Annotated in this window: 16 protein-coding genes and 1 tRNA gene; 8 read left to right on the forward strand and 9 right to left on the reverse strand. The window is 73.8% G+C overall.

Features of this window, described 5'->3' with window-relative positions; translation table 11 throughout:
- Positions 1 to 76 precede the first annotated feature (76 nt).
- Positions 77 to 1,423 (forward strand): vWA domain-containing protein, encoded by a 1,347-nt coding sequence (locus AC2XR2_RS15330; RefSeq protein ID WP_491515319.1) that lies wholly within the window; start codon positions 77 to 79, stop codon positions 1,421 to 1,423.
- Positions 1,424 to 1,482: 59 nt separating this feature from the next.
- Positions 1,483 to 3,456 carry an FHA domain-containing protein gene (locus tag AC2XR2_RS15335; protein ID WP_491515320.1) on the forward strand — a complete coding sequence of 658 codons (1,974 nt, stop codon included), beginning with the start codon at positions 1,483 to 1,485 and terminating at the stop codon, positions 3,454 to 3,456.
- A 13-nt stretch (positions 3,457 to 3,469) separates the two neighbouring features.
- Here the strand turns inward: AC2XR2_RS15335 and AC2XR2_RS15340 are convergent, their stop codons facing one another.
- Positions 3,470 to 4,450 (reverse strand): methyltransferase domain-containing protein, encoded by a 981-nt coding sequence (locus AC2XR2_RS15340; protein WP_491515321.1) that lies wholly within the window; start codon positions 4,448 to 4,450, stop codon positions 3,470 to 3,472.
- Between the two features lie 68 nt (positions 4,451 to 4,518).
- Here AC2XR2_RS15340 and AC2XR2_RS15345 point away from each other — a divergent pair, with 68 nt between their 5' ends.
- From AC2XR2_RS15345 to AC2XR2_RS15360, 4 genes are all read left to right on the forward strand, one after another.
- On the forward strand, positions 4,519 to 4,932 hold the full coding sequence (locus AC2XR2_RS15345; RefSeq protein WP_381302413.1) for a globin: 414 nt from the start codon (positions 4,519 to 4,521) through the stop codon (positions 4,930 to 4,932).
- A 225-nt stretch (positions 4,933 to 5,157) separates the two neighbouring features.
- A complete protein-coding gene (locus AC2XR2_RS15350; protein ID WP_491515322.1) occupies positions 5,158 to 8,382 on the forward strand; it encodes an FtsX-like permease family protein in 3,225 nt (1,074 codons plus the stop codon).
- 1 nt (position 8,383) lies between these two features.
- Positions 8,384 to 11,218, forward strand: a complete 2,835-nt coding sequence (locus tag AC2XR2_RS15355; protein ID WP_491515323.1) for an ABC transporter permease — start codon at positions 8,384 to 8,386, stop codon at positions 11,216 to 11,218.
- A gap of 136 nt (positions 11,219 to 11,354) precedes the next feature.
- Positions 11,355 to 12,311: an ABC transporter ATP-binding protein gene (locus AC2XR2_RS15360; protein ID WP_330266862.1), complete on the forward strand. Its 957-nt coding sequence runs from the start codon at positions 11,355 to 11,357 to the stop codon at positions 12,309 to 12,311.
- A gap of 22 nt (positions 12,312 to 12,333) precedes the next feature.
- Here the strand turns inward: AC2XR2_RS15360 and AC2XR2_RS15365 are convergent, their stop codons facing one another.
- Genes AC2XR2_RS15365 through ettA form a run of 3 tightly spaced genes read right to left on the reverse strand, consistent with a single transcriptional unit; the run spans position 12,334 to position 15,079 of the window.
- Positions 12,334 to 13,002 carry a DUF8185 domain-containing protein gene (locus tag AC2XR2_RS15365; protein ID WP_381302409.1) on the reverse strand — a complete coding sequence of 223 codons (669 nt, stop codon included), beginning with the start codon at positions 13,000 to 13,002 and terminating at the stop codon, positions 12,334 to 12,336.
- A complete protein-coding gene (locus AC2XR2_RS15370) occupies positions 12,999 to 13,412 on the reverse strand; it encodes an acyl-CoA thioesterase (protein ID WP_381302407.1) in 414 nt (137 codons plus the stop codon). The genes AC2XR2_RS15365 and AC2XR2_RS15370 overlap by 4 nt, the downstream gene beginning before the upstream one ends.
- A 2-nt stretch (positions 13,413 to 13,414) precedes the next feature.
- The gene (gene ettA, locus AC2XR2_RS15375; protein WP_383541618.1) at positions 13,415 to 15,079 is read right to left on the reverse strand and encodes an energy-dependent translational throttle protein EttA; all 1,665 of its coding nucleotides are present in this window, start codon (positions 15,077 to 15,079) and stop codon (positions 13,415 to 13,417) included.
- 214 nt (positions 15,080 to 15,293) lie between these two features.
- Here ettA and AC2XR2_RS15380 point away from each other — a divergent pair, with 214 nt between their 5' ends.
- Positions 15,294 to 16,118 carry a hypothetical protein gene (locus tag AC2XR2_RS15380; RefSeq protein ID WP_491515324.1) on the forward strand — a complete coding sequence of 275 codons (825 nt, stop codon included), beginning with the start codon at positions 15,294 to 15,296 and terminating at the stop codon, positions 16,116 to 16,118.
- Positions 16,119 to 16,290: 172 nt separating this feature from the next.
- On the opposite strand, the gene AC2XR2_RS15385 is transcribed toward AC2XR2_RS15380, so the two are convergent.
- The 5 genes from AC2XR2_RS15385 to AC2XR2_RS15405 all read right to left on the reverse strand — a co-directional run bounded on the left by AC2XR2_RS15385 (position 16,291) and on the right by AC2XR2_RS15405 (position 23,253).
- Positions 16,291 to 16,656 carry a hypothetical protein gene (locus tag AC2XR2_RS15385; protein ID WP_330266857.1) on the reverse strand — a complete coding sequence of 122 codons (366 nt, stop codon included), beginning with the start codon at positions 16,654 to 16,656 and terminating at the stop codon, positions 16,291 to 16,293.
- A 33-nt stretch (positions 16,657 to 16,689) separates the two neighbouring features.
- Positions 16,690 to 18,102: a Cys-Gln thioester bond-forming surface protein gene (locus AC2XR2_RS15390; protein ID WP_491515325.1), complete on the reverse strand. Its 1,413-nt coding sequence runs from the start codon at positions 18,100 to 18,102 to the stop codon at positions 16,690 to 16,692.
- A 275-nt stretch (positions 18,103 to 18,377) separates the two neighbouring features.
- A complete protein-coding gene (locus AC2XR2_RS15395; RefSeq protein WP_449351244.1) occupies positions 18,378 to 18,842 on the reverse strand; it encodes a single-stranded DNA-binding protein in 465 nt (154 codons plus the stop codon).
- 196 nt (positions 18,843 to 19,038) lie between these two features.
- On the reverse strand, positions 19,039 to 20,898 hold the full coding sequence (locus AC2XR2_RS15400) for a YfjP family GTPase (RefSeq protein ID WP_491515326.1): 1,860 nt from the start codon (positions 20,896 to 20,898) through the stop codon (positions 19,039 to 19,041).
- Positions 20,899 to 21,645: 747 nt separating this feature from the next.
- The gene (locus tag AC2XR2_RS15405) at positions 21,646 to 23,253 is read right to left on the reverse strand and encodes a dynamin family protein (protein ID WP_330266853.1); all 1,608 of its coding nucleotides are present in this window, start codon (positions 23,251 to 23,253) and stop codon (positions 21,646 to 21,648) included.
- Between the two features lie 322 nt (positions 23,254 to 23,575).
- On the opposite strand from AC2XR2_RS15405, the gene AC2XR2_RS15410 reads away from it, so the two are divergent.
- Positions 23,576 to 23,648, forward strand: a tRNA-Arg gene (locus AC2XR2_RS15410).
- Positions 23,649 to 23,792: the final 144 nt, after the last annotated feature.

Genomic DNA, 23,792 nt, shown 5'->3' on the forward strand with positions numbered 1-23,792 from the left:
CTCGCGGGCCGGAGGGGACCGGTCCGCCATCAGTCAGTGCCCCGACGTGGGGTGCGCGAGGGGGATTTGAGTAGGCATGGCCAATTTCTCGAAGTCGAACGTGCCGCAGTTCTCGATGGACGTCTACCAGAACGAGTACCTGCCGGAGGGCGGCCGCGAGGTCAACGCGATCGTCACGGTGACCGCGACCGGCGGCGGCACGATCGGAAGCGCGGTCGCCGCGCCCCACCTCTGGTCGGCGGGCCAGGGCCCGTCCGCCGCGGTGGCGCTCATGGTCGACTGCTCGGGCTCCATGGACTACCCGCCGACGAAGATGCGCAACGCCCGTGACGCCACGGCCGCCGCGATCGACACCCTGCGCGACGGGGTGCACTTCGCGGTGATCGGCGGCACGCACGTGGCCAAGGAGGTGTATCCCGGCGACGGCCGGCTCGCGGTCGCCGACGCCACCACCCGTGAGCAGGCCAAGCGGGCCCTGCGCCGGCTGAGCGCGGGCGGCGGTACGGCGATCGGCACCTGGCTGCGCCTCGCCGACCGGCTGCTGTCCTCGGCGGACGTCGCGATACGCCACGGCATCCTGCTCACCGACGGCCGCAACGAACACGAGTCGCCGGAGGACCTGAAGGCCTCCCTGGACGCCTGCGCCGGACGTTTCACCTGTGACGCACGGGGCGTGGGCACCGACTGGGAAGTGAAAGAAGTCACAGGGATCGCCTCCGCCCTGCTGGGCTCGGCCGACATCGTCGCCGATCCGGCGGGGCTGGCCGCCGACTTCACGCAGATGATGGAGGCGGCCATGGGCAAGGAGGTCGCGGACGTCGCCCTCAGGCTGTGGACCCCGGTCGGCACCACGATCAAGTTCGTCAAGCAGGTCGCGCCCACCGTCGAGGAGCTCACCGACCGCCGTACCGAGGCCGGTCCGCGCGCCGGGGACTACCCCACCGGGTCCTGGGGAGACGAGTCCCGTGACTACCACGTGTGCGTCGAGGTCCCGGCCGCGAACATCGGCCAGGAGATGCTCGCCGCCCGGGCCTCCCTGGTGGTCCCGCAGCCCGACGGCACGGCCCGCAACCTGGGCGCACAGGGTCTCGTACGGGCCGTGTGGACCGACGACATGGTCGCCTCGACGTCGATCAACCCCCAGGTCGCCCACTACACCGGCCAGGCCGAACTGGCACAGGTCATCCAGCAGGGGCTCGATCTACGCAAAGCGGGCGATTTGGATGGAGCAACGGCCAAACTGGGCCGGGCCGTTCAGCTCGCGAACGACTCGGGGAACGCCGATACTGCGAAACTGCTTTCGAAGGTGGTCGACGTGGTCGACGCCACGACAGGTACTGTGCGACTGAAGGCGAAGGTCGAGGAGGCCGACGAGATGACTCTCGAGACCCGGTCGACAAAGACAGTTCGTGTAAAGAAGTAGACAGTTCCCGACAGCCACCGACGTAGAAGTTCCCTGATCCGAGAGGGGGAAGCGCCGACATGCCGACCTGCCCGAACGGACACCAGTCGGGTTCCGACGACTGGTGCGAGGTCTGCGGTCACCGCATGGCCGGTGCCGTGCCTCCGCCCCCTCCGCCGCCGCCCGGTCCGGGTGGGGGCGGCTACGGCTTCCCGCCGCCCGGTGGTCCTGGCGGCCCCGGTGGTCCCGGTGGCCAGCCCGGTGGACGGGGACATCTGTCCGCCGTACCGGACCCCGAGCCGGAGCTCTGCCCGCAGTGCCGTACGCCCCGGGAGGGCGGCGCGCCCTTCTGCGAGGAGTGCCGGTGGAACTTCCTGACGAACACCGCGACGTCGTACACCCCGGCCGCCCCGCGCCCGCCGGCCGGCTCCGGCCCGCCCTCGCACTTCCAGCAGCAGCCAGCGCCCGGTCCGTCCTTCGGCGGCGGTGACTCGTACGAGTACCAGGGCTCCCGCCCGTCCCAGGTGAACCGCCCCGCGGAACCGATCCCCTTCGGCTCGGAACCGTCGGGCCGCACGGGCCCGGGTGGACCTGGTGGCCCCGGCGGACCTGGTGGGCCTGGTGGCCCCGGTGCTCAAGGCGGCCCGCAGGGCTTCCCCGGTGACCCGTCCCGCCCGGGCGGTCCCGGCGGACCCGGCTCCCCCGGTCCTTCCGGTTTCCCGGGCGGCCCCGGTGCGCCCGGCGGCTCCGGACCTTCCGGTTTCCCCGGCGACCCGTCCCGTCCCGGCGGCCCCGGTGGTTCGGGTCCCGGTGGCCGACAGGGCTTCCCGGGTGACCCCGGCCGCCCCGGCGCGCCTGGCCCCTCCGGTTTCCCCGGAGACCCCGCGCGTCCTGGCGGCCCCGGATCCTCCGGTTTCCCGGGAGACCCGTCCCGTCCCGGTGGTCCGGGCGGTCCCGGCGGAGGCCCTGGCGGCCCCGGCGGTTACGGCTATCCGCAGCCCGGCTCCACCCAGGCCCCGGGCGGCCCCTCCGGCCCCGGCGGTCCTGGCGGCCCCGGTGGACAGGCCGGCGGTCCCGGCGGTTACGGCTCCCCTCAACCCGGTTCCCCCCAGGCCCCCTCCGGCCCGGGCGGTCCTGGCGGCCCCGGCGCCCCCCAGGGCTTCGGCGGCACCCCCACCCAGCCCGGTCCCGGCGGCCCCGGCCCCGGCCCCGGCGGCCCTCAGGGCTTCCCCGGTGACCCGTCCCGCCCCGGCGGCCCTGGTGGGCCCGGTGGCCCCGGCGGTCCCGGCGGCCCGCCGAACTTCGGCGCCGACCCCTCCCGCCCGGTCCCGCCGCCCCCCGGCCCCACTCCGCCCCCCGGCCCCGGTGCCACGAGCGGTGCCCCGCAGGGCTTCCAGGCGCAGGGCGCCTCCGCCCCGCCCGCCTTCCCGCAGGAGACGAACCGTCCGCAGCCGGGCGGCCCGTCCTTCGGCGGCGGCGCCGACGACTGGGTCATCTCCCCGCCGTCCGCCACCGCCCCCGGCGGCCCGGGCGGTCCCGGCGGTCCCGGCAACGGCCCGGGCGGCCCCGGTGGCCCCGGCGGCTACGGCTACCCCCAGCCCGGCTCCACCCAGGCCCCGCCCGCGCCCCCCTTCCAGCAGCAGGGCCCGGCGACCTGGACGGCGACCATCGGCCCGGACCGCGAGTACTTCATGGCGATGATGCAGCGCTCCGGCCCCGAGGCCGCGGGCCTGAACCTGCCCGCGTACTCCCCCGAGCAGCAGCGCACGCTCACCGGCAACCAGGTCACCATCGGCCGGCGCCGGCACTCCACCGGTGACACCCCCGACGTCGACCTGTCGGTGCCGCCGGAGGACCCGGGCGTCTCGCACCAGCACGCGGTGCTGGTGCAGCAGCCGGACGGCTCGTGGGCGGTCGTCGACCAGAACTCGACGAACGGCACCACGGTCAACGGCGCCGAGGAGCCGATCACACCGTTCGTGCCGGTGCCGTTGCAGGACGGCGACCGAGTGCACGTGGGCGCGTGGACGACGATCACGATCAGGCGGGGCTAGAGCCACGGACGTCTCACCGGAGGGGCCACACGTACGGTCCCTCCGGTGAGTCGAGCCACGCCCACTCCCGCTCCCCCGCAACTGTGATGCCGTAGCGCTCGCGGCGCGGCTCGCCCTCGCGTTCCCACAGCACGTACGCCTCGCGTGGTTCGAGGCTGTCCCGGCTCAGCGCCAGCAGGAACCGGTACAGCTCGCTCTCCCGGGCCCGGCGCGGCACCCCGCCCAGCTCGACGAACCCCTCCTCGTGCCGCTCCGCGCCGCGCAGGGGCACGAAGTAGGCGGGCGTGGGCAGGAACCGGCCCTCGGCGTGCCCCGGGTCCCGGACGGTCAGGGCGATCAGTCCGGTGGCGAGCGGGGTCAGGATGCGTGCGTCCGGGCGGCACTGGGCGAGCCAGGCGACCGGGACCGACGGCAGGGTGCAGGTGACGATGATCCGGTCGAAGGGGGCGCGTTCCGGCACCCCGCGCGCTCCGTCGCCGGTGACGACCACGGGGTGGTAGCCGGCTGCGGCCAGGTGTCCGCGGGCCGCCTCGGTGATCTCCGGTTCCAGGTCGACGGTGGTCACGGAGTCGTCGCCGAGCCGGTGCGCGAGCAGGGCCGCGTTGTAGCCGGTGCCGGCGCCGATCTCCAGGACCCGGTCGCCGGGCCGCACCCGCAGCTCGGTGAGCATCATCGCCATCAGCGAGGGCTGGCTGCTGGAGGAGACCAGTTCGCCGTCGCGCAGCCGGGTGGCCAGCGGGGCGTCGGCGTAGGCCCCGCGCACCCACCTCTCCCGGGTGCGCGGATCCGGGCTCTCGCCCCACCGCCGCTCGTAGCCGCCCATGACGCCGACGTAGTAGTACGGCACGAACAGGTGCCGTGGCACCGCCTCGAAGGCCTCCCGCCACACCGGGTCGGCGGCCCAGGCCCCGCTCGCGTCGATCTCCCGCACCAGCGCCGCCCGTGCGGAGGCGGCGAGTTCGGCGAGGTCCCGGTCGAGAGCGTGCGCGCTCATACCTCCACTCTGCACCCTGGGCACCGGAGGTCCTAAGCCTCGAGTCCTCGTCCACGGCGTCTGAGACCATGGATGACGTGAAAGAGATCCGGCGCGGCACGTTGCAGACGCAGACCTTCTACGAGCAGGTCGGCGGGGAGGAGACCTTCCGCCGCCTCGTCCACCGTTTCTACGAGGGAGTCGCCGAGGACCCGGTCCTGCGGCCCATGTACCCCGAGGAGGACCTCGGGCCGGCCGAGGAGCGGCTCGTGCTGTTCCTGATGCAGTACTGGGGCGGGCCGACGACCTACAGCGACAACCGCGGCCACCCGCGGCTGCGGATGCGTCACGCGCCCTTCGTCGTGGACCGCGCGGCCCACGACGCCTGGCTCAAGCACATGCGGGTCGCCGTCGACGAGCTCGGACTGTCCGAGGAGCACAGGACCCAGCTGTGGGACTACCTGACGTACGCGGCCGCTTCGATGGTGAACACCGCCGACTGATCACCACCCGGTGACCACCGCCCGGTGATCAACACCCGGTGACCACCGCCCGGTGAACACCACCCGGTGATCACCCCTCCATGACCACCGCTCACTGATTGCCGGATTCCGGTCACACAGCGCCGGATTCCGGTCACAATCAGGTCAAGTCCGGGCTACAAGCGCTTACCCGCGACCATCGGCTCTGACATCCTCGCCGCAGACTGCACAACGGCGGGGGGCCGCGTGACGAGGTTCGGGGGAATCGCACGTCTGGTGTTCCTGCGTGCGCGGGCGCACCGGCTGCTGCTCGCCGCCGCCCTGCTGACCGTCCTGCTGACCACCGCGGTCCTGGCGACCCTGACCGCCTACTCGGGCGCGATCGGCGACGCGGCCCTGCGGCACTCCCTGGCGGACCCGCAGAACGCCGCCGACACCGCGCTGCTGGTCAAGGCGAGCGTGCCCGAGGACCGTCGCAAGGAGGCCGACACCGCCGTACGGGACGTGGCGCGGCAGACCTTCGACGGGCTGCCGGTGACCGTGCGGACGCTGCTCAGGTCGGGCCCGTACGCGCTGCCGCGGTCGCTGCAACCCGAGGCCGAGCGGTCCGGGGACCCGGATCTCACCCACTTCGCGACGCTGGACCGCAGCCGGGTGCGGCTGATGGAGGGGCGGCTGCCGCGGCCGGCCGAGGGGCTGGTGGAGGTGGCGCTCCCGCAGTCCGCCGCACGCGCCCTCGACCTGCGCCCCGGAGCCCGGTTCACCCTCACCGACCGGCTGGGCGGGCCCGCGGTGCGGGTGACGGTCACCGGCCTGTACCGGCCGGTGCGCGCCGACGACCCGTACTGGCTCCTCGACGACCTGCACGGGCGGGGCATCAACAAGCTCGATTTCACGACGTACGGCCCCCTGCTCGCCGATCCCGGCGTGCTGGCCGACGGGACGGTGAGCGTCGGGGCGTCGGGCTGGCTGGTGTCGGCCGACTTCGCGACGGTGACGACCGCGCGCACCGACGCGCTGCGCGAGGCGGCCCGCGCCGGGAACGCGGCCCTGCGCAAGGAGTCCTCCCTCGGCGGGGCCACGACCGCGGCGACCGCGCTGCCCGAGGTCCTCGACCGCACCGACCGCTCCCTGCTGCTGTCCCGCTCCACCCTCCTGATCGTCGCCCTCCAGCTGGTGCTGCTCGCGGGCTGCGCCCTGCTGCTGGTGGCGGGACTGCTGAGCAGTGAACGCACCGGTGAGAGCAGGCTGTTGCTGGCCCGCGGTGCCTCCCGGGGCCGGATCGCGGGCCTCGCCGCCCTGGAGGCGCTGCTGCTCGCGCTGCCCGCGCTGGTCTGCGCCCCGCTGCTGGCGGGCCCGCTGACCCGACTGCTCGCGGGGCGGGGCCCGTTGGCCCGGATCGGGCTGCGGCTCGAGGTGCCGCGGGACGGGCGGCTCGGCGTGTGGCTGGTCGCGGCGGGGATCGCGCTCGGGTGCGCGCTGGCGGTGACCCTGCCCGCGCTGACCTCCTCGTTCGCGCGCGGCCGGGCACGGACCCTGCCCGGGGCGGTGCGCGCGGGGGCGGACCTCGGGCTGCTGGTCGTGGCCGGGGTGGCGTACTTCCAGCTCAGCCGGCAGACCTCCGGTGCCGTGACCGACGACAGCTCCGGGGTGCTGGGCGTGGACCCGCTGCTGGTGGCGGCGCCCGCGCTGGCGCTGCTCGCCGGGACCGTGCTGACCCTGCGGCTGCTGCCCCCGCTGGCCCGGCTCGCGGAACGCCGGGCGGCCCGCGGGCGCGGCCTGAGCGCGGCCCTGGCGGGCTGGCAGATCGCCCGCCGTCCGATGCGCGGCGCGGGCCCGGTGCTGCTGCTGGTGCTCGCCGTGGCGCTGGGCATGCTGGCGATCGGCCAGGGCGCCTCCTGGAACCGCTCGCAGTCCGACCAGGCCGACTTCCGCGCCGGGGCCCCGGTGCGGGTCCTGACCTCCGGCGACGCGGGTCTCGGCCGCACCGAGGAGTACGCGGCCGTCCCGGGCGTACGGCGGACCGCACCCGCCGTACGCTCCGAACTCCCGCTGTCCGGCAGCCGGGTGGCGACGGTCCTGGCGCTGGACACCTCGCGCGCCTCGATGCTGATCCGTTCCGACCTGCACTCCGGACCGTTCCTCCAGGGGCTCGGCCCCAAGGGCGCGACGACGGGCCTGCGGGTGCCCGCGGGCACGACCCGGCTGCGGCTGACGGCAGCCCTGAGCGGCTCCGACCCGAGCACGGCCGTCCAGGTCGCCGTCACCCTGGAGGACCGCTACGGCACCCCCCACCGGCTCCCGATCGGCCAACTCCCCGGCGACGGACGGGCCCACGCGCTGGACGCCCACCTGCCCGGGGTCCCGCTCACCCTCACCGACCTGGAGCTGGTCGTGCCCGTCCCGAACGGCAGCGCCGAGCAACACCGTTTCACCCTCGACGGGTTGACGGCCACGAGCACCGACGGGACGGTACGGCCACTGCCGTTGCCCACCGACTGGAAGGCCTCCTCGCGGAGCGAGGGGGTGAGTTCGACGCCGGACGACAGGAACAAACCCACCCGGCCCCGCCTGAGTTCGGGATCCGGGCGGCCGATTGTGCAGTACGGCACCGGCTTCATCCCGTCCGACGACACCTGGAGCGTGGGGGTGCTCACGGTCCGGCTGAAGGCCACGCAGCCGAAGCCGGCCGAGATCACCGCCGTCGCCACCCGACGGTTCCTCGACTCGGCGTCCGTCTCCGTCGGGGAGAGCCTGGACGTGCCGCTGGGCGGCGAGAACGTGTCGGTGCGCATCGTGCGTTCCGTGGCGGAGCTGCCCACCGCCGCGGAGAACGGCGGTGCCCTGCTGCTCGATCTGCGGTCCGTGAACCGGGAGTTGCAGGAGCGGTACGGCGAGGGCCTGGAGCCGACCGAGTGGTGGCTGTCGACCGACCGCGGGGCCGCGGCCCGGGTCGCCGAGGCGCTGCGGGACCGGCCCGACGTCGATCCCACCCAGGTCGTGGTGCGGGACGAACTCGCCGAGCAGCTGAGCGACGACCCGTTCGGCGCGGGCCCCGAGGCCGCGTTCACGGCGGCGGCGGGGGTGGCGGCGGCGCTGGCCGCCGTCGGGTTCGCGGTGAGCGCGGCCGGGTCGCTGCGGGAGCGGGGCGCGGAGTTCGCCGTACTGCGGGCTCTCGGGGCCCCGCGCCGGCGGCTGGCCCGGGCGGTCGCCCTGGAGCAGGGTGTCCTGGTGCTGCTGGCACTGCTGGCGGGGGCCCTGCTGGGCGCGGTGCTGACCCGGGCGGTGATCCCGCTGATCGTGCTCACGGACGAGGCGACCCGACCGGTGCCCACGGTCCTGGTCCAGCTCCCCCTCGCGCGGGCGGCCGTACTCCTGGCGGCGGTGGCCCTCGCCCCGCTCCTGGTGACGGCGGCGCTGACCCTGCGGCGGGCGGATCCGGCGCGGGCACTGCGTGAGGGGGGTGAGTGAGATGAGGTGGTTCAGGACGGGCGTGGCCGCATCGTCCGGGAAGGGCGAGCCGGGGGTCTCCGGGGTGACCGCCGGGCCGTCCGCGTCCGACGGTGACGACCATGAGGGCTCCGGGGTGAGCGTGCCCTGGGTCCGGACCCGGCTGCGGACCGCGACCGGTACCGTGTGCGCGCTCGCGCTGCTGGTCGCGTTGACGGCGTGTCTCGCGGCCGCCTTCCCGCGTGCGGTCGACCGGTACGAGGACTCCGGGCTGCGCCGGGCCGCCGAGCAGGCCCGCCCCGACCGGACCGGCATCGAGGTGTACGCCCCACCGCCCTCGCTGATGGAGACGACCCGTTTCCGCGAGGACGCGCTGCGCCCGGACATGCTGGCCGAGCAGGACACCGAGGTCCGTGCCCAGGTCCCGGCCCCGCTCGTCCTCGACCGGGACCAGTCGACGTACGGCGTGCGCACCACCCAGGACATCCCGGTGCTCGACCCGTGGCTGCCGAGGCCGACCGGCGACCCCGCGCGGGTGACCCTGGTCGCGCAGACGGGCCTCGCCGCCCACTCCTCCCTCGCACAGGGGCGGTTGCCGCGCGCCGACGACCAAGTGGCCTCCACGACGCGTGAACTGGAGGCCGCCGTCAGCACCGAGACGGCCAAGGCCCTGCACATCAAGGTCGGTTCGGTGCTCCACGTCCCGCCCTACACCGTCCGGATCACGGGCATCGTCACCCCGCGCGAGCCGCGGGGCGCGTACTGGTCGACCAAGACCATCCTGCGCACCCCGGCCCTGATCCGCGAACCCCTGCCGTCCATCGCCATGTACTGGGTCGGCGCCCTGCTGCTGCACCCGGACGCCGCCCCCGCCCTGCTCGCCGACTCCGGAAAACCTGAGCGCTACTGGCAGTTGGCCCCGGACACAGAGGCCCTGCGGGCCCGCGACATCCCGGCCCTACGGTCCGCGATCGCCTCCCTGGAGGCCGGTCCGGCGCTGCGGGAGGTGCGCCGGGAGATCGACGGCCCCTCGACCGAGCTCTCGGAGCTGAACGGCAGCACCGAGGTCACCACCGACCTCGACGAGGTCCTCATCTCCTACGGCCGGCTCCGCGAGAGCGTCGCCCCGCTCGTCGCCGTCGCCGCGTTCGGCACCGGCACGGTCGCCGCCGTCGTCCTCATGATGGCGGGCGGCCTCACCGCCGAACGCCGCCGCAGCGAACTCGCCCTGCTGCGCGCCCGGGGCGCCTCCCTGCTCGGTCTCACGGCCCGGCTCTTCGCCGAGACGGCCGCCGTCGCCGTCCCCGCGGGTGCCCTGGGGCTCGCCGCCGCGCTGTTCGCGATCCCGGCGGGCCGCGCCGGCGCCGCCGTGTGGGCCGCCGTCGCGGTCACCGCCGTGACCTGCGCGGCCCTCCCCCTGCGCGCGGCCGCCGCCCACCGCCTGGTCCGCATGCACACCGGCCGCGAGGACGTGGCGTCCGTACGGCCGTCCCGGCGCCGTACGGTCGCCGAGCTGACGCTGCTGGTGCTGGCCGCGGGCGCGGTGGAGTCGCTGCGCCGACGCGGCACCTCGGGCTCCGCCGGTGACCTCGTCTCCCTGGCGCCGGTGCTGCTGGGAGTGATCGCGGCGCTGGTCCTGGTCCGCCTGTACCCGCTGCCGCTGCGCGGCCTGGCCCGGCCCGCGGCCCGGCTGCGCGGCGCGGTGGCCCATCTGTCGCTGGCCCGGGCGGGCCGCACCTCGGCCTCCGCGGTGCTGCCCCTGCTCGCCCTGCTGACCGCCCTGACCACGGCGGCCTTCGGCGGCTCGGTCCTCGCGGGCGTGCGGGAGGCCCGCGACCACGCGGCCCTGCTCTCGGTCGGCGCCGACGCCCGGGTGGAGTCGGCGGCGCCGCTCCCGTCCGGGCTCCCGGACCGGCTGCGCCGTAGTCCCGGAGTGAGCGACGTGTCCACGCTGAGCGTCACCTTCGAGGCGAAGCCGGCCGACGGGGCCCAGACGGTACCGCTGGTCGGCGTGGACCCCGCCGACTACGCGGCCCTGTCGGCCCGGACCGGCCTGGGCGCCTTCCCGCGGGGCGACTTGAAGGCCGCGGCGGCCGGCGCCCCGGCTCCGGCCCTGGCCTCCACGGCCACCGCCCGGACGTACGGCACCCGCCCCTTCCCGGTCCTCCTCCCGGACGGCAGCACCCTCACCGTCCGCATCACCGCCGTCCTCGACCGCACCCCGGCGGTGTCGGGCCCGGACTTCCTGATCGTGAACCGCACGGCACTGGGCCCGGCGGCGGCCCGCCCGACCGGACTGCTCCTGACCGGCGAGAACCTGAACGGGACCGCACTGCGCGAGGCCGCCCCGAAGACGGCGACCGTGCGGCTGCGGTCCGAGGAGCGGGCGGGCTATGTCGACTCCCCGCTCCAGACCGGCGCGGAACGCGTCTACACGACGGCCGTGGCGGCCGGCACCGGTTACGCCGTCCTCGCCCTCCTCCTGTCCCTCCTGCGCACCGCCCCCGAACGCACCGCCCTGCTGGCCCGCCTGCGCACGATGGGCCTCACCCGGGCGGCGGGCCGGCGCCTGCTGATCCTGGAGTCCCTCCCCCAGGCGGTCCTGGCCGCTCTCGGCGGCGTCCTCACGGGCTGGGCCACGATCCGCCTGCTGTCCCCCGGGATCGATCTGACCGCCCTCGCCCTCCCGACGGCCGAACCCGGCGCGGGCGCGGTGGAGTTGCGCATGGACCTGCCGTCCCTGGCGATCCCGGCGGTGGCGGTCCTGCTGCTGGCGGTCGGGGTGGGGGTCGGACAGGCCTGGTGGTCGGGGAGACGGGGATCGGTGACGGAACTGAGAGCGGGTGACGCCCGATGACCCGGGTGGCGCCCGATGACCCGCGTGACGTCCGATGACCCGGGTGGCGCCTGATGACCCGTTGTGTGAGACCCGATGACCCATCGCGTGCGACCCGAGCAGCCCTGACGCCGGACCACAGTCCAGGAGACGGCCCATGACCACGAACCCCACCCTCACGGACCTGGCGCAGAAGGCGACCGCCGCCCGCAACCGCCCCACCTACGGCCACGACGCCCTGATCACCTGCGACCGGCTCGTGCGCATCTTCACCACGGACGGCGTGGAGGTCCAGGCACTCCAGGGCCTCGACCTGCTCGTGCGCGAGGGCGAACTCCTCGCCCTGGTGGGCGCGTCCGGCAGCGGCAAGTCCACCCTCATGAACATCCTCGCCGGCCTCGACACCCCCACCGCGGGCGCGGCCAGGGTCGCCGGGCACGACCTGCTCACCATGACCGCGAAGGACCGCCTGGCCTACCGCCGCAAGACCGTCGGCTTCGTGTGGCAGCAGACCTCCCGCAACCTCCTGCCCTACCTCACCGCGGCGCAGAACATCACCCTGCCCATCCAGCTCTCCGGCGCCCGCACCGCCCGCCGCGCCCAGACCCAACGGGCCCTGGAACTGCTGGAGTTGCTGGAGGTCGCCGACTGCCGCAACCGCCGCCCCCACCAGATGTCCGGCGGCCAGCAGCAGCGCGTGGCGATCGCGGTCGCGCTGGCCAACGACCCCGCGGTCCTGCTGGCCGACGAACCGACCGGCGAACTCGACTCGCACACCGCGGAACAGATCTTCGCCGCGTTCCGCACGGCCAACGAACAGCTCGGCACGACGATCGTCATCGTCACCCACGACCAGGCCGTGGCCTCCGAGGTCCGCCGGGCGGTGGCCATCAGGGACGGCCGTACGGCCACGGAGGTCCTGCGCCGCAGCGAGGTCGACGCGACGACGGGCCACGAGACGCTGGTGGCGCGGGAGTACGCGATGCTGGACCGCGCGGGCCGCCTCCAGCTCCCGAAGGAGTACACCGAGACACTGGGCATGCGCGACCGGGTCGCACTGGAACTGGAGCCGGACCACATCGGGGTGTGGCCGGACGACAGCGACCGGGACTGACGGTTGGATCGGTGGGTGCCGGTCAGCGCACGCTGACGCCGAGAGCCCCAAGTCCCCCTTGCCGTACGGCGATCGAGCCGTAGGGCGTGCGCAGCCGCAGCCACGCTCCGGAGGAGAAGAGCCCCGACTCGCCGCCGGGCCGCAGGAATCCGAGCGACTGGGCCGCGTGCACGGCCCGCACGGGCAGCCCGGTGTCCGCGACGGTCCGGGACCAGATCTCCCGGCCGATCCGGTCGAGTTCGGCCCGGGTACGCCCCTCGGGCCCCAACTCCTCGGTACGCGACCGGAATTCGGCGATCCCGGCGAGGACGAGCGCGCGCAGCTCCTGAGGCCCCGGCAGTCCGGTCACCGGCTGCCATCCGCCGCGCGGCGGCAGCACCCCGGCCCACGGCGGACCGGTCACCGCCGACGGCACGACGGCGGTGCCGGCGCTCTCGTCGACGGACTCCAGGAGCTCACCGGCGGACACGGTCACGTCGAGGGTGACGTCGAGCCCGTTCTCGTACGGCTTCGCCAGCCGTACCGCCCGGATCGCCAGCACCTCGAAGGACGGCGGCCGTCCGAAGACGGCGAGCGCGGTGCCGGTCCCCTGGAGGCGCACCGCGGCCGAGCGGTCGTAGTGGAGCAGCCGGGAGAGGAAGGCGGCGAGGTCCGCCGCCTCCGACTCGTCGGCGAGGTGGAGCACCGTCATGCGGCGACGGCCTCCTCCTCGTCGTCGTCCCGGTACTCCTCGAGGAACTCCCGTTCCTCCGTGGTGATACGGCGCGGGCGCTGGGCCGCGAAGTCGAACGGCACTATCACCGTGGAGGCGCGGACGTAGACCTCGTCGCCGTCCTTCACCTCGTAGGCGATGGTGAAGGACGCCGCGCGGATCTCGGTGACCCACAGCTCGATGTCCACGGGCGCGTGCCGGTGGACGAGCTGGCGCTTGTAGTCGATCTCATGGCGTGCCACCACGGACCCCTGCTTGAAGTCCTTCTCCGGGCGGAACAGGAAGTCGATACGGGCTTCCTCCAGGTAGCGGAGGAAGACCACGTTGTTGACGTGGCCGTACGCGTCCATGTCCGCCCAGCGCAGCGGGCAGCGGTAGATGTGCCGCAAGATCAGCCCCGGGTCAGCTTCTTGTAGGTGGCGCGGTGCGGACGCGCCGCGTCCGGACCGAGCCGCTCGATCTTGTTCTTCTCGTACGACTCGAAGTTGCCCTCGAACCAGAACCACTTGGAGTCACCCTCGTAGGCGAGGATGTGCGTGGCCACCCGGTCCAGGAACCACCGGTCGTGGGAGACGACCACGGCCGCGCCCGGGAACTCGAGGAGCGCGTTCTCCAGCGAGCCGAGGGTCTCGACGTCGAGGTCGTTGGTCGGCTCGTCGAGGAGCAGCAGGTTGCCGCCCTGCTTGAGGGTGAGCGCGAGGTTGAGCCGGTTGCGCTCACCGCCGGACAGGACGCCGGCGGGCTTCTGCTGGTCGGGGCCCTTGAAGCCGAACGCGGACACGTACGCGCGGCTCGGCATCTCGACCTGGCCGACGTTGATGTAGTCCAGCTCGTCCGAGACGACCGCCCAGAGGGTCTTCTTCGGGTCGATGTTGGCGCGGCTCTGGTCGACGTACGAGATCTTGACGGTCTCGCCGACCTTGATGGAGCCGGAGTCCGGGGTCTCCAGACCCTGGATCATCTTGAAGAGGGTGGTCTTGCCGGCGCCGTTGGGGCCGATGACACCGACGATGCCGTTGCGCGGCAGGGTGAAGCTGAGGTCGTCGATGAGGAGCTTGTCACCGAAGCCCTTGCTGAGGTTGTTGACCTCGACGACGATGCTGCCGAGCCGCGGGCCCGGCGGGATCTGGATCTCCTCGAAGTCCAGCTTCCGCATCTTGTCGGCCTCGGCGGCCATCTCCTCGTAGCGCGCGAGACGGGCCTTGGACTTGGCCTGCCGTCCCTTGGCGTTGGAGCGGACCCACTCGAGCTCTTCCTTGAGCCGCTTGGCGCGCTTGGCGTCCTTCTGGCCCTCGACCTTGAGACGGGTCTGCTTGGTCTCCAGGTACTTGGAGTAGTTGCCCTCGTAGCCGTGCAGGCGACCGCGGTCGACCTCGCAGATCCAGCCGGCGACGTTGTCGAGGAAGTACCGGTCGTGGGTGACGGCCACGATGGTGCCCTCGTACTTGGCGAGGTGCTGCTCCAGCCAGTTCACCGACTCGGCGTCGAGGTGGTTGGTGGGCTCGTCGAGGAGCAGCAGGTCGGGGGCTTCGAGCAGCAGCTTGCAGAGCGCCACGCGCCGCTTCTCACCACCGGAGAGGTTGGTGACGGCCCAGTCGCCCGGGGGGCACCCGAGGGCGTCCATGGCCTGCTCCAGCTGGGCGTCGAGGTCCCACGCGTTGGCGTGGTCGAGCTCTTCCTGGAGCTTGCCCATCTCGTCGAGCAGCGCGTCGCTGTAGTCGGTGGCCATCAGCTCGGCGATCTCGTTGAACCGGTCGAGCTTGCCCTTGACCTCGGCGACACCCTCCTGGACGTTCTCCAGGACGGTCTTCTCCTCGTTGAGCGGGGGCTCCTGGAGGAGGATGCCGACGGTGTAGCCGGGCGCGAGGAACGCGTCACCGTTCGACGGCTGGTCCAGCCCCGCCATGATCTTCAGGATCGTGGACTTACCGGCACCGTTCGGGCCGACCACACCGATCTTCGCGCCGGGCAGGAAGTTCAGCGAGACGTCGTCAAGGATGACCTTGTCGCCGATTGCCTTGCGCGTCTTGCGCATGGTGTAGATGTACTCAGCCAAGAGAAACCGTCCGGCAGCTTGAAATCTGGCAGTGGGCAGATACACCCCATCTTGCCTGAGGTCCACCCTTGGGTGGTAACCCGTTTGGTCGGGGGGCTGTGACCTGGCGTTTCACGCGCCCTGTCGGTGACATGCCCATCGAGCCCCGTCCCGGGCCGGGAGAACCTGGGCGAACGGCGCCCTGCGTGATCACTGTCAGGGATAGCCTGACGCCATGCCCGACGCCCCGGACGCCTCCGCCGCCCCCGAGCTCCATCGCCTGTCCCCCCGCGACGAGTCCCGCGTCGCGCTCGCCCTCACGCTGCGGCAGCTCGTGGACGCCGTCCTCGACGCCGTCCCGGTCGAGCCGGATCCCGCGCCCGGGGATCTGCTGCGTACCGCCCTGAAGCTCCAGCGCCGGGTCGAGGACGTGGTGCGGGAGGCCGTGGTCGCCGAGCGGGAGCGGGGGACCACCTGGGCCGAGATCGGCGAGGTCGCCGGCGTCACCCGGCAGTCCGCCCACGAGAAGTGGTACGGCGATGTGCACGCCTGGGCGGCCATCGGACGCAGCGCCCTGCCGCCGCACCTGAAGACGCTCGAGGTGGCGGCCGAGGCCGACGACCGGTACGCCAGGCTGCGACCCGACCGGCCGCACGCCGTCACCTCGGGACTGGACGCGGTCCGCTTCCCCGGTTCGCACGCCTACGAGGCCAGCCTGCGCGTCCGCGGATCCGCCCTGCACACCCGGCGCACGGAACTGGATGCCCGGGCCACGCGGCTCAACGACGAGTACGGCGCCCTGCACGCCCAGGGACCGGCCAACTCGCCCCTCGGCGCCGATCCGCACGCCATCGACGCCCACCGGGGTCACGCGGACGCCGTGCGCGCCAACCGGCTCGCCATCGCGGACGTGCACGACGAGATCGCCACCGTCTACGACCAGCTCGTCACCGCCGAGCCCTCCCTGGCCGAGGAACACCGCACCCAGTCCGACTGGCACCGCAACGCCTCCGCCCAGGCCCGCGGCTACGCCGACCTCCTGAACGGCACGGGCCGGTAGAGCCTGTCCGCGGTATCAGCCGGCTGCCAGAAAGGGCGCCTCGTCAGCGCGGGCGCGCCTGCGGCGCCCGCGGCGCCCGCCCTGCCCGAGGAGTTTCCGCCGGCCGCGGCGGCCGCGCCCGCGGCACCGGCCTCCGCCCACCGCTACGCCGGCCTGGTCCGCCGGACAGGCCCTAGCCGTCCGCGCTCCCGCGCACGGCCAGCCATACGGCCGCGCCCACGGCGACCGCCCCGGCCGCCCCCGCGGACCGCAGCAGCGCCCGGTCACCGCGCCACGACAGCACCGACCAGCTCGACTGCGCCGAGAACAACGACCCCTTGCTCAGCCACGACCCCGTGGAAATCAGGGAGAGGGCGGAACCGATCGAGCCGACGGACAGGGCGCTGCCGATCGAGCCGACCGACAGGGCCGAGCCGACGGAGCCGATGGACAGCACCGAGCCCACCGAGCCGATCGACAGGACCGAGTCCTGCGACCACAGGGACAGCACGGACTCCGAGGACGGGTGACGCGCCGCTGACGCGGTTGACTTCGTCATGCGGGCCATTCTGCCCGCGCCGACGCGCCGAGGTCAGTCGTGCGTGCGGTTCTGCTTCCGGCCCGTGTGCACCAGGAAGGCGCCCCCGATCACGACCAGCCCGATCGCGGTACCGGCGATCAGCGGCGTCGTCGCGGAGCCGCCGGTCTCGGCGAGGTTGACGTCGGCGGAGGGCGCGGCCACCGTGGCGGGGCTCGGCTCGCTGAGGGTCTGGGTGGTGGCGCCCGTCTCACTGCTCCGGGTGCGGCAGTCCAGGACCCCGGTGAAGCGCTCCACGAGGCCGTCGGGGCCCTTGATCGTGAAGTCGTACGCCTGGTCCTCCTGGAGCGGGACCGTCACCGTGCGGGTCTCGCCCGCCGCGATGGCGTACTGCGTGCCCATGAGCTCGAAGCCGAACTCCTCGTCGCCCTGGTTGGTCGCGGTGATGTCCAGGCCGCCCTTGGTGCAGTTCCGGGCCGCGGACAGGGCCGGTACGGCACCCTGCTCCGCCCAGGTCGCGCTCGCCGTCGCCGAGACCGTCGACTCGCTGGAACCGGCCAGGATCTGCGTCTGGCTCCGGCTCTCCGAGGCGAAGGCCCGGCCGACCGGCACAGTGGTGGAGGCCTGCACGGTGAGGTCGGCCGCCCCCGCCCCCGCGTCCTCGGGGACGTCGAAGTAGAGCTCGCTGCCGTTGCTCGCGGAGGTCACCGGCTTGCCGTCCTTGCCGACGATCCGCACCCCGCTGGTGGCCGCGTCGGCCGGCGGCGTGACCGTCGTACCGGCCGCGTTGGTGTGCACCGTCACCGGGCCGAGCAGCTCGCCGGGGTGGCCGGAGACCGCGGGCGGGTCGAGGGTCAGCGAGGCCGCCGGTTCCGTGAGGTCACGGGCGCTCTTCTCCAGGTAGTCCGCGAGCTTCTCGGCCTGCGGGTCGACGGCGTCCACGTCCGCCGCGTCCGAGTAGCGCCAGATCGCCACCTGGGTCCCGGCCGCCGCGTCCTGCTCGGTCAGCCCGGCGGGGACACCGGCCTCGGTGGCGAGCGCCGCGAGGTCGTTCACCTGGGGGTAGGAGTTCTGGAGGATCCAACGGATCTTCCCCGCGTTCCTGTTGGCGCCCAGCGAGGTCCCGCTCCAGTCGGTCTCGTGGTACTTGGCGTCCTTCTGCGTCGGGTTGTAGAGGTCGACGCAGTAGGTCTGCAGGGTGCCGCCGCCCTCGACGGACATCTCGAACAGCCCGGCGGGCACCTGGAGATCGCCGTTGGTGTCGTGGATCACCGCTTCGCCGTAGGTCTTCAGACCTCCTATGGTCGCGGTCGCCCCTCTCTGGTTCTGTGCCGTGTCGTCCGCCGTGGCCGTGCCGGCGGCGGCCACCGCCATACCGGCCGCGAGCAGGCCGGAGACGAAGGTGGCGGCCGCGAGGCGAGCCGCTCCCCGTCCGCGCACGGACAGCGCAGAGAACGCAGAAAACACGGAATTCCCCTTCGAGCAGGACCCGTTGACGAGCGGGGTGGCGGTCCCACCAGCAGAATCAATAGCCCCGAGAGCTGTGTTCGGCATCCTAGGGACGCGGCCGCGCCGCTCTTCCCGGGGATGCGGTCGGAAGATCGATCCGACTCGGAATCGTTATCGCCAGCCCCCTTCACCGGCAGGGCTTATCGACAAGTCGACCGGAAGTTCCGGACGCATTCGCCGATAAGCCCGCCGATAAGCCGCACTTCGGTCAGAGCACCGGCGCCCGCCTGACGTCACGTCACCGCGACGGCCTCCCGCCGGTCCGCGGTGTCGTCGCCCGGCGGTGTCTCCCAGGCCGGCTCCGGCTGCGCGGGCGCGCCGCCCGCCGCGTTCTCCGCCCGCTGGGTGCGCCGGAAGGCCGAGGTGCCGCGCGCGAGGTCGTGGCCGATCGCCACCGCGTCGATGTCGGCCGAGGTCCAGGACGGCTGCCCCTCGCGGACCTCCGACCGCACCTTCAACCGGCCCTGGACGACCACCGGATCGCCCACGTTGATGGACCCGGACACGTTGGTGGCGAGCTGGCGGTTGGCCCACACCGTGAAGAAGTTGGTGTGCCCGTCCGTCCACTCGTTCTTCTCGCGGTCCAGATAGCGCGCGGTCGCCGCGAGCCGGAACCGCACCGACGCGCCGGTCGCCAACTCGCGGTACACCGGCTGTGTCGCCACGTTGCCCACCGCGCAGATCATCGTCTCGTTCATCGCGGAAAACCCTCCCGGACATGCGTACGGGCCCGTCCCGTACGGCTGTTGCCGTCTGCGTGCCGACCGCGTCACCGCGATCGCCGCGAAGCCAGACTGCCTCCGCCGGGCCGAGCCCGCTGCGCCCTGTGGACCGTCCACGGGCTGTGGAAAACTCCACCACCCGAACGAGGGACCCGGTCCACGGAACCACCCGTCACCCCACCCCCACGACCCTCCCGTACTGCTCCCGGACCTCCCGGTACCGCAGCAGCTCCGCCGCCACCGGATCCAGCACCCGGGCCCGCCCGCACCCCGCCGCCGCCTCCCGCAACCGCCGTTCCGCCTCCACGCCGTACCGCCGCGCGGGCCCCCGCGCCGCCATCCGGCAGCTCCACTCGACGAGCGGGCCGCCGATGATGCCCAAGACCATCAGCAGCACCGGAACCCCGAGGTTCGGCGCCATGACCCCGACGATCTGCCCCACCAGCCAGGCGCCGCCGACGATCTGAAGCAGCGTCATCGATGCCTGGGCCAGCACGGCCGCCGGCCACCAGCCCGGACGCGGTGGCTTGCCCGGTGGCAGCCCGGCCCGGGCCGTCAGCTCGTCCAGCGCCTCGGGAAGCCCCTGGGAGCCCCGTACGGCCGCCTCGCGCACCGCCTGCGCCCAGGGCGCGGGCAGTCCCGCCGAGGCGCGGTCGGCGAGCGTCCGTACGGCCTGCTCGACCTGTTGCCGCGCGGTCGCCTCCTCGTCGGCCTGGGTGCGCAACGGCAGCCGTCCCGTGACAGGTTCGCGCCGGTCCTGGTACCAGCGCCACAGCCGCAGCCAGGGCGTGCCGCACGCGCGGTTGGCGTTGCGCAGCCAGGCGCGTTCGGCCGCCTCGCCCGCCGCGGTGGCGCCGACCGAGTCCGCGAGGCGGGCGGCGAAGTCGTCGCGCGCGTCCTCGCTCAGGCCGGTGCGCCGGCCGGTCGCGTAGACGGGCCGCAGGCGCCACGCGGCCGCGTCCACGTCGGCCGCGATCCGCCGCGCGGGAGCCCCGCGCTCGGCGACGAACTGGCCGAGCGACTCCCGCAGTTCACCGATGCCGTCCCCGGTGAGCGCGGACAGCGCGAGCACGGTGGCGCCCGGTTCGCCGTACTCCCCGAGCGCGATCCCGTCCTCGTCCAGCAGTCGCCGCAGGTCGTCGAGGACCTGCTCGGCGGCCTCACCGGGCAGCCGGTCGATCTGGTTGAGGACGATGAACATGACCTCCGCGTGGCCCGCCATGGGCCGCAGATAGCGCTCGTGCAGCATCGCGTCGGCGTACTTCTCGGGGTCCACGACCCAGATGACGGCGTCGACGAGCGCCAGGATCCGGTCCACGTGCTCGCGGTGCTGGACCGCGGCCGAGTCGTGGTCGGGCAGGTCGACCAGGACGAGCCCGCGCAGCTGGGCCTCCGACTCGGCGCTCTGGAGCGGGCGCCGCCGCAGCCGGGGCGGGATGCCGAGCCGTTCGATGAGACTGGCCGAGCCGTCGCTCCAACTGCACGCGATCGGCGCGGCGGTGGTGGGCCGGCGCACGCCGGTCTCCGAGATCGTCACTCCGGCGAGCGCGTTGAACAACTGCGACTTGCCGCTGCCGGTCGCTCCCGCGATGGCGACGACGGTGTGCTGCCCGGAGAGCCTGCGCCGGGCGGCCGCCTCGTCCAGGACCTGGCCGGCCTCGGCGAGCGTCCGGCTGTCGAGCCGGGTCCGGGAGAGCCCGATCAGCTCCCGCAGCGCGTCCAGACGGGAGCGCAGAGGGCCGTCGTACGCCAGCGGGGCGGCGGGCGGCGCGTTGTGCCCACGCGCCTCCACGACGGCCGCCTGCTCGCTCTCGGCGGTCACCCGCCGCGCGATCAGCCCGTCGTCCCAGGCACCACCCGATTCACCGTCGACCATCACACCGGCATCGACCACCTCAGGGGACCCGCTCCCAGCCTCCCCGTCCCCGCGCCCTCCCGCGGCCCGCCCACGGGGCCTCTCCTCGCGCGCGTGCCTGCCGTCGTCCCGCCCGGACCGCCCTTCCTCACGCCCCGGCTTACCGACCTCGCGCACGTGCCGCCCGTCCTCACGCCCGGGCTTACCGACCTCACGCGCGTGCCGCCCGTCCTCACGCCCAGGCCGCCCGTCCTCACGCCCGGGCCGCCCTTCCTCACGCCCGGGCCTACCGACCTCGCGCTCGTGCCGCCCGTCCTCACGCACGCGCTCACCGGCCTCCCGCGGGTGCTTACCGCCCTCGCCCCGGCGCCGACCCTCCTCACGCCCGCGCTGACCCTCCTCAAGCCCGCGCCGCCCGTCATCACCCCCGCGCCGCCCGTCATCACGCCCGCGCCGCCCGTCCTCACGCCGGTGCCCCGGCTCCTCGCCCCCCTCCTGCCCCGACCCGACCCGCCCACGACCGGACGCATCCCCGTCCCGCCCCGACCTCGCGCGCGCCCGACCGGACACGTCACCCTCGCGCCCCACTCCCGTCCCCGCCCGCGCACGGCCCCGCCCCTTCTCCCCACCCGCGTGTCCGTCCTTCACCCGCGCGGTCCCGTCGCTCACCGCCCCACCAGCGTCTCCGTCCCCCCGACGCCCCTCCCCGACACCGGAACCGGAACCGGCCCCGGCACCCTCACGTCCGTCCTCCTCACGCCCGTCTCCGGCCTCCACGCGCGCGTACCCCTCCTCGCCCCCCGCTCCCCCGGCGCCCGCCGAGCCCCCGGCCGCCGCCTCCCCCTCCTCCTCCGATACGGCGTCCCCCGCCCGCTCGGTGTGGTCCTGATCCGTGTGGTCCTGATCCGTGACGGCGGTCATCGGTCACCTCTCCTTCTGCAGTACGGACAGCGCGGCGATGAGCTCGGCCTGGGGCTCGGGGTGTACTTCGAGTGCGTCGAGCGGGGCGAGCCGGCGTTCGCGTTCGGCGTGCACGACCCGGTCGAGGTGCTCGGCGAGCAGCCGCCCGCCCCGGTCCCGCAGCCGCAGCGCGCCATGGGCGCCGATCCGCTCGGCGAGCCCCTCACCGGCGACCCGGGCCCGCCGCCCGCCCAGCAGCGCGGTGGCGACGAGGGCGGCCACGGTCTCGGGGTCGGGCGCGACACCTCGGTCGAGGCCCCGGACCTCGTCCTCGGCGTACTCCTCCAGCTCCCGCCGCCACCGCCGTACGGCCATCCCGATCCGGTGCTCGGCGCTCTCCGGGGTCGGATCACGGTCGGTCAGTTCAGGCGCCGCGGCGGCCGGTTCGCGCCGCCAGGCCTCGGCGACCCGCTCGTCGGCGGCGGTGACCGCGCACAGCAGGAGGGCGCCCAGGCTCTCCACCAGGGCATCCAGGAGTTCGCCGGCGGTGCAGTCGAGGGGGAAGGCACGCCAGCGCTTGAGGGCGTCACCGGCGAGCACGGCACCGGCCTGCAGCCGCCCCCGCACGCGCGCGTACTCGCTGTCGTACGCCACCTCGACGGCGGTGGTGAGCCGCAGCGCGGCCGCGTACTGGGCGGCGGCGGCACTGGCCAGCTCGGGCATCCGGGACTTGAGGGAGGCGAGCACGCCGTGGGCCGTACGGGCGACGGTGTGCTGCCGGGCGGCCGGCTCCTGCACCTGGTGGACGAGCCAGGTCCGCAGCGGTGCCACCGCGGTGGCCGGCAGCAGTCCGCCGCCCCAGGCCGACTCGGGCAGCTCCGGCACCGTGAAGCGGGGCACCTCGCCGAGGCCCGCCTTGGTGAGCAGGGCGCCGTACTGCCGGGAGACCTCGGAGACGACCTGGTGCGGCACCCGGTCGAGAACGGTCACCAGGGTGGCGTCGTACTCCTTGGCGGTGCGCAGGAGGTGCCAGGGGACGGCGTCGGCGTAGCGGGCGGCCGTGGTGACCATGATCCAGACGTCGGCCGCGCAGATCAGCTCGGCGGCGAGGACGCGGTTGTCGGCGACCAGGGAGTCGATGTCGGGCGCGTCGAGGAGCGCGAGGCCGGGCGGGAGGGTGTCGGCGGTCTCGATGCGCAGCACGCGCGCGGGGTTCTCGCCGGGCAGCAGGAGTTCGTCCCCCGCCTCCCGGTGGGGCACCCACACGCGGGTGAGGTCGGGCAGGACACGCATCCCGCTGAACCAGTGATGGTCCTCCGGATGGCAGACCAGCACCGGGGTCCGGGTGGTCGGCCGCAGTACGCCCGCCTCGCTCACCCGGCGCCCCACAAGGGAGTTGACGAGGGTCGACTTGCCGGCCCCGGTGGAGCCGCCCACGACGGCCAGCAGCGGCGCTTCGGGATCCCTCAGCCGGGGCACCAGATAGTCGTCGAGCTGGGCGAGCAGTTCGTCGCGGTTGGCACGCGCGCGTGGGGCCCCCGCCAGGGGCAGCGGGAAGCGTGCGGCGGCGACACGGTCGCGCAGGGCGGAGAGTGCGTCGAGCAGCTGAGGCCGTACGTCCAAGGTCACCACATGTGAAGAATGCCCAATTTTAGGGGAATTCTGAAGCATATGAGCATGCCTGCGCGCCGACAGGACATAAGGGACGGAAGGGATGACTGGGACGCAGGCACAGTCCAGGCATAACGAGTGCACAACACCCGGTGCGCGAGGCGGCAAAAGCGATGCACGATTCGTACCTGCCTGCGATTATCAGGACCGCTTCACTGAACCTCCACATCGAGCCACGGAGGCGAAGCAACAGGGACAAGGTCGTGGGAGCCCTATCCTTGTCCCCGGCAACGTCACGGAACGGCCCACACCCGGGCACCCAAGACAGAGGCCACCACACCCGGCCCCCGTAGCTCAGTGGATAGAGCAGGCGCCTTCTAAGCGCTTGGCCGCAGGTTCGAGTCCTGCCGGGGGCGCAAACACCTTCTGACCACGTCGTTCGGGCAGGGGGTCTTTTCATGTCCGGCCCCGCAGCGGTACGTGGCCAAGCGCCTCGGGCCCGAAGCGCTCGCCGGACGGGACGGCTTCTCGCACCTACCGAGATCATGCGCGACCCCTAC

The sequence above is a fragment of the Streptomyces sp. LS-MS-L19 genome, assembly GCF_058382285.1.

What these genes read in the sequence shown, in the direction of transcription:
- AC2XR2_RS15330 (WP_491515319.1), top strand. Translation starts at nt 77, where the DNA reads ATGGCCAATTTCTCGAAGTCGAACGTGCCGCAGTTCTCGATGGACGTC.
- AC2XR2_RS15335 (WP_491515320.1), top strand. Translation starts at nt 1,483, where the DNA reads ATGCCGACCTGCCCGAACGGACACCAGTCGGGTTCCGACGACTGGTGC.
- AC2XR2_RS15340 (WP_491515321.1), bottom strand. Translation starts at nt 4,450, where the DNA reads ATGAGCGCGCACGCTCTCGACCGGGACCTCGCCGAACTCGCCGCCTCC.
- AC2XR2_RS15345 (WP_381302413.1), top strand. Translation starts at nt 4,519, where the DNA reads ATGGATGACGTGAAAGAGATCCGGCGCGGCACGTTGCAGACGCAGACC.
- AC2XR2_RS15355 (WP_491515323.1), top strand. Translation starts at nt 8,384, where the DNA reads ATGAGGTGGTTCAGGACGGGCGTGGCCGCATCGTCCGGGAAGGGCGAG.
- AC2XR2_RS15360 (WP_330266862.1), top strand. Translation starts at nt 11,355, where the DNA reads ATGACCACGAACCCCACCCTCACGGACCTGGCGCAGAAGGCGACCGCC.
- AC2XR2_RS15365 (WP_381302409.1), bottom strand. Translation starts at nt 13,002, where the DNA reads ATGACGGTGCTCCACCTCGCCGACGAGTCGGAGGCGGCGGACCTCGCC.
- AC2XR2_RS15380 (WP_491515324.1), top strand. Translation starts at nt 15,294, where the DNA reads ATGCCCGACGCCCCGGACGCCTCCGCCGCCCCCGAGCTCCATCGCCTG.
- AC2XR2_RS15385 (WP_330266857.1), bottom strand. Translation starts at nt 16,656, where the DNA reads ATGACGAAGTCAACCGCGTCAGCGGCGCGTCACCCGTCCTCGGAGTCC.
- AC2XR2_RS15395 (WP_449351244.1), bottom strand. Translation starts at nt 18,842, where the DNA reads ATGAACGAGACGATGATCTGCGCGGTGGGCAACGTGGCGACACAGCCG.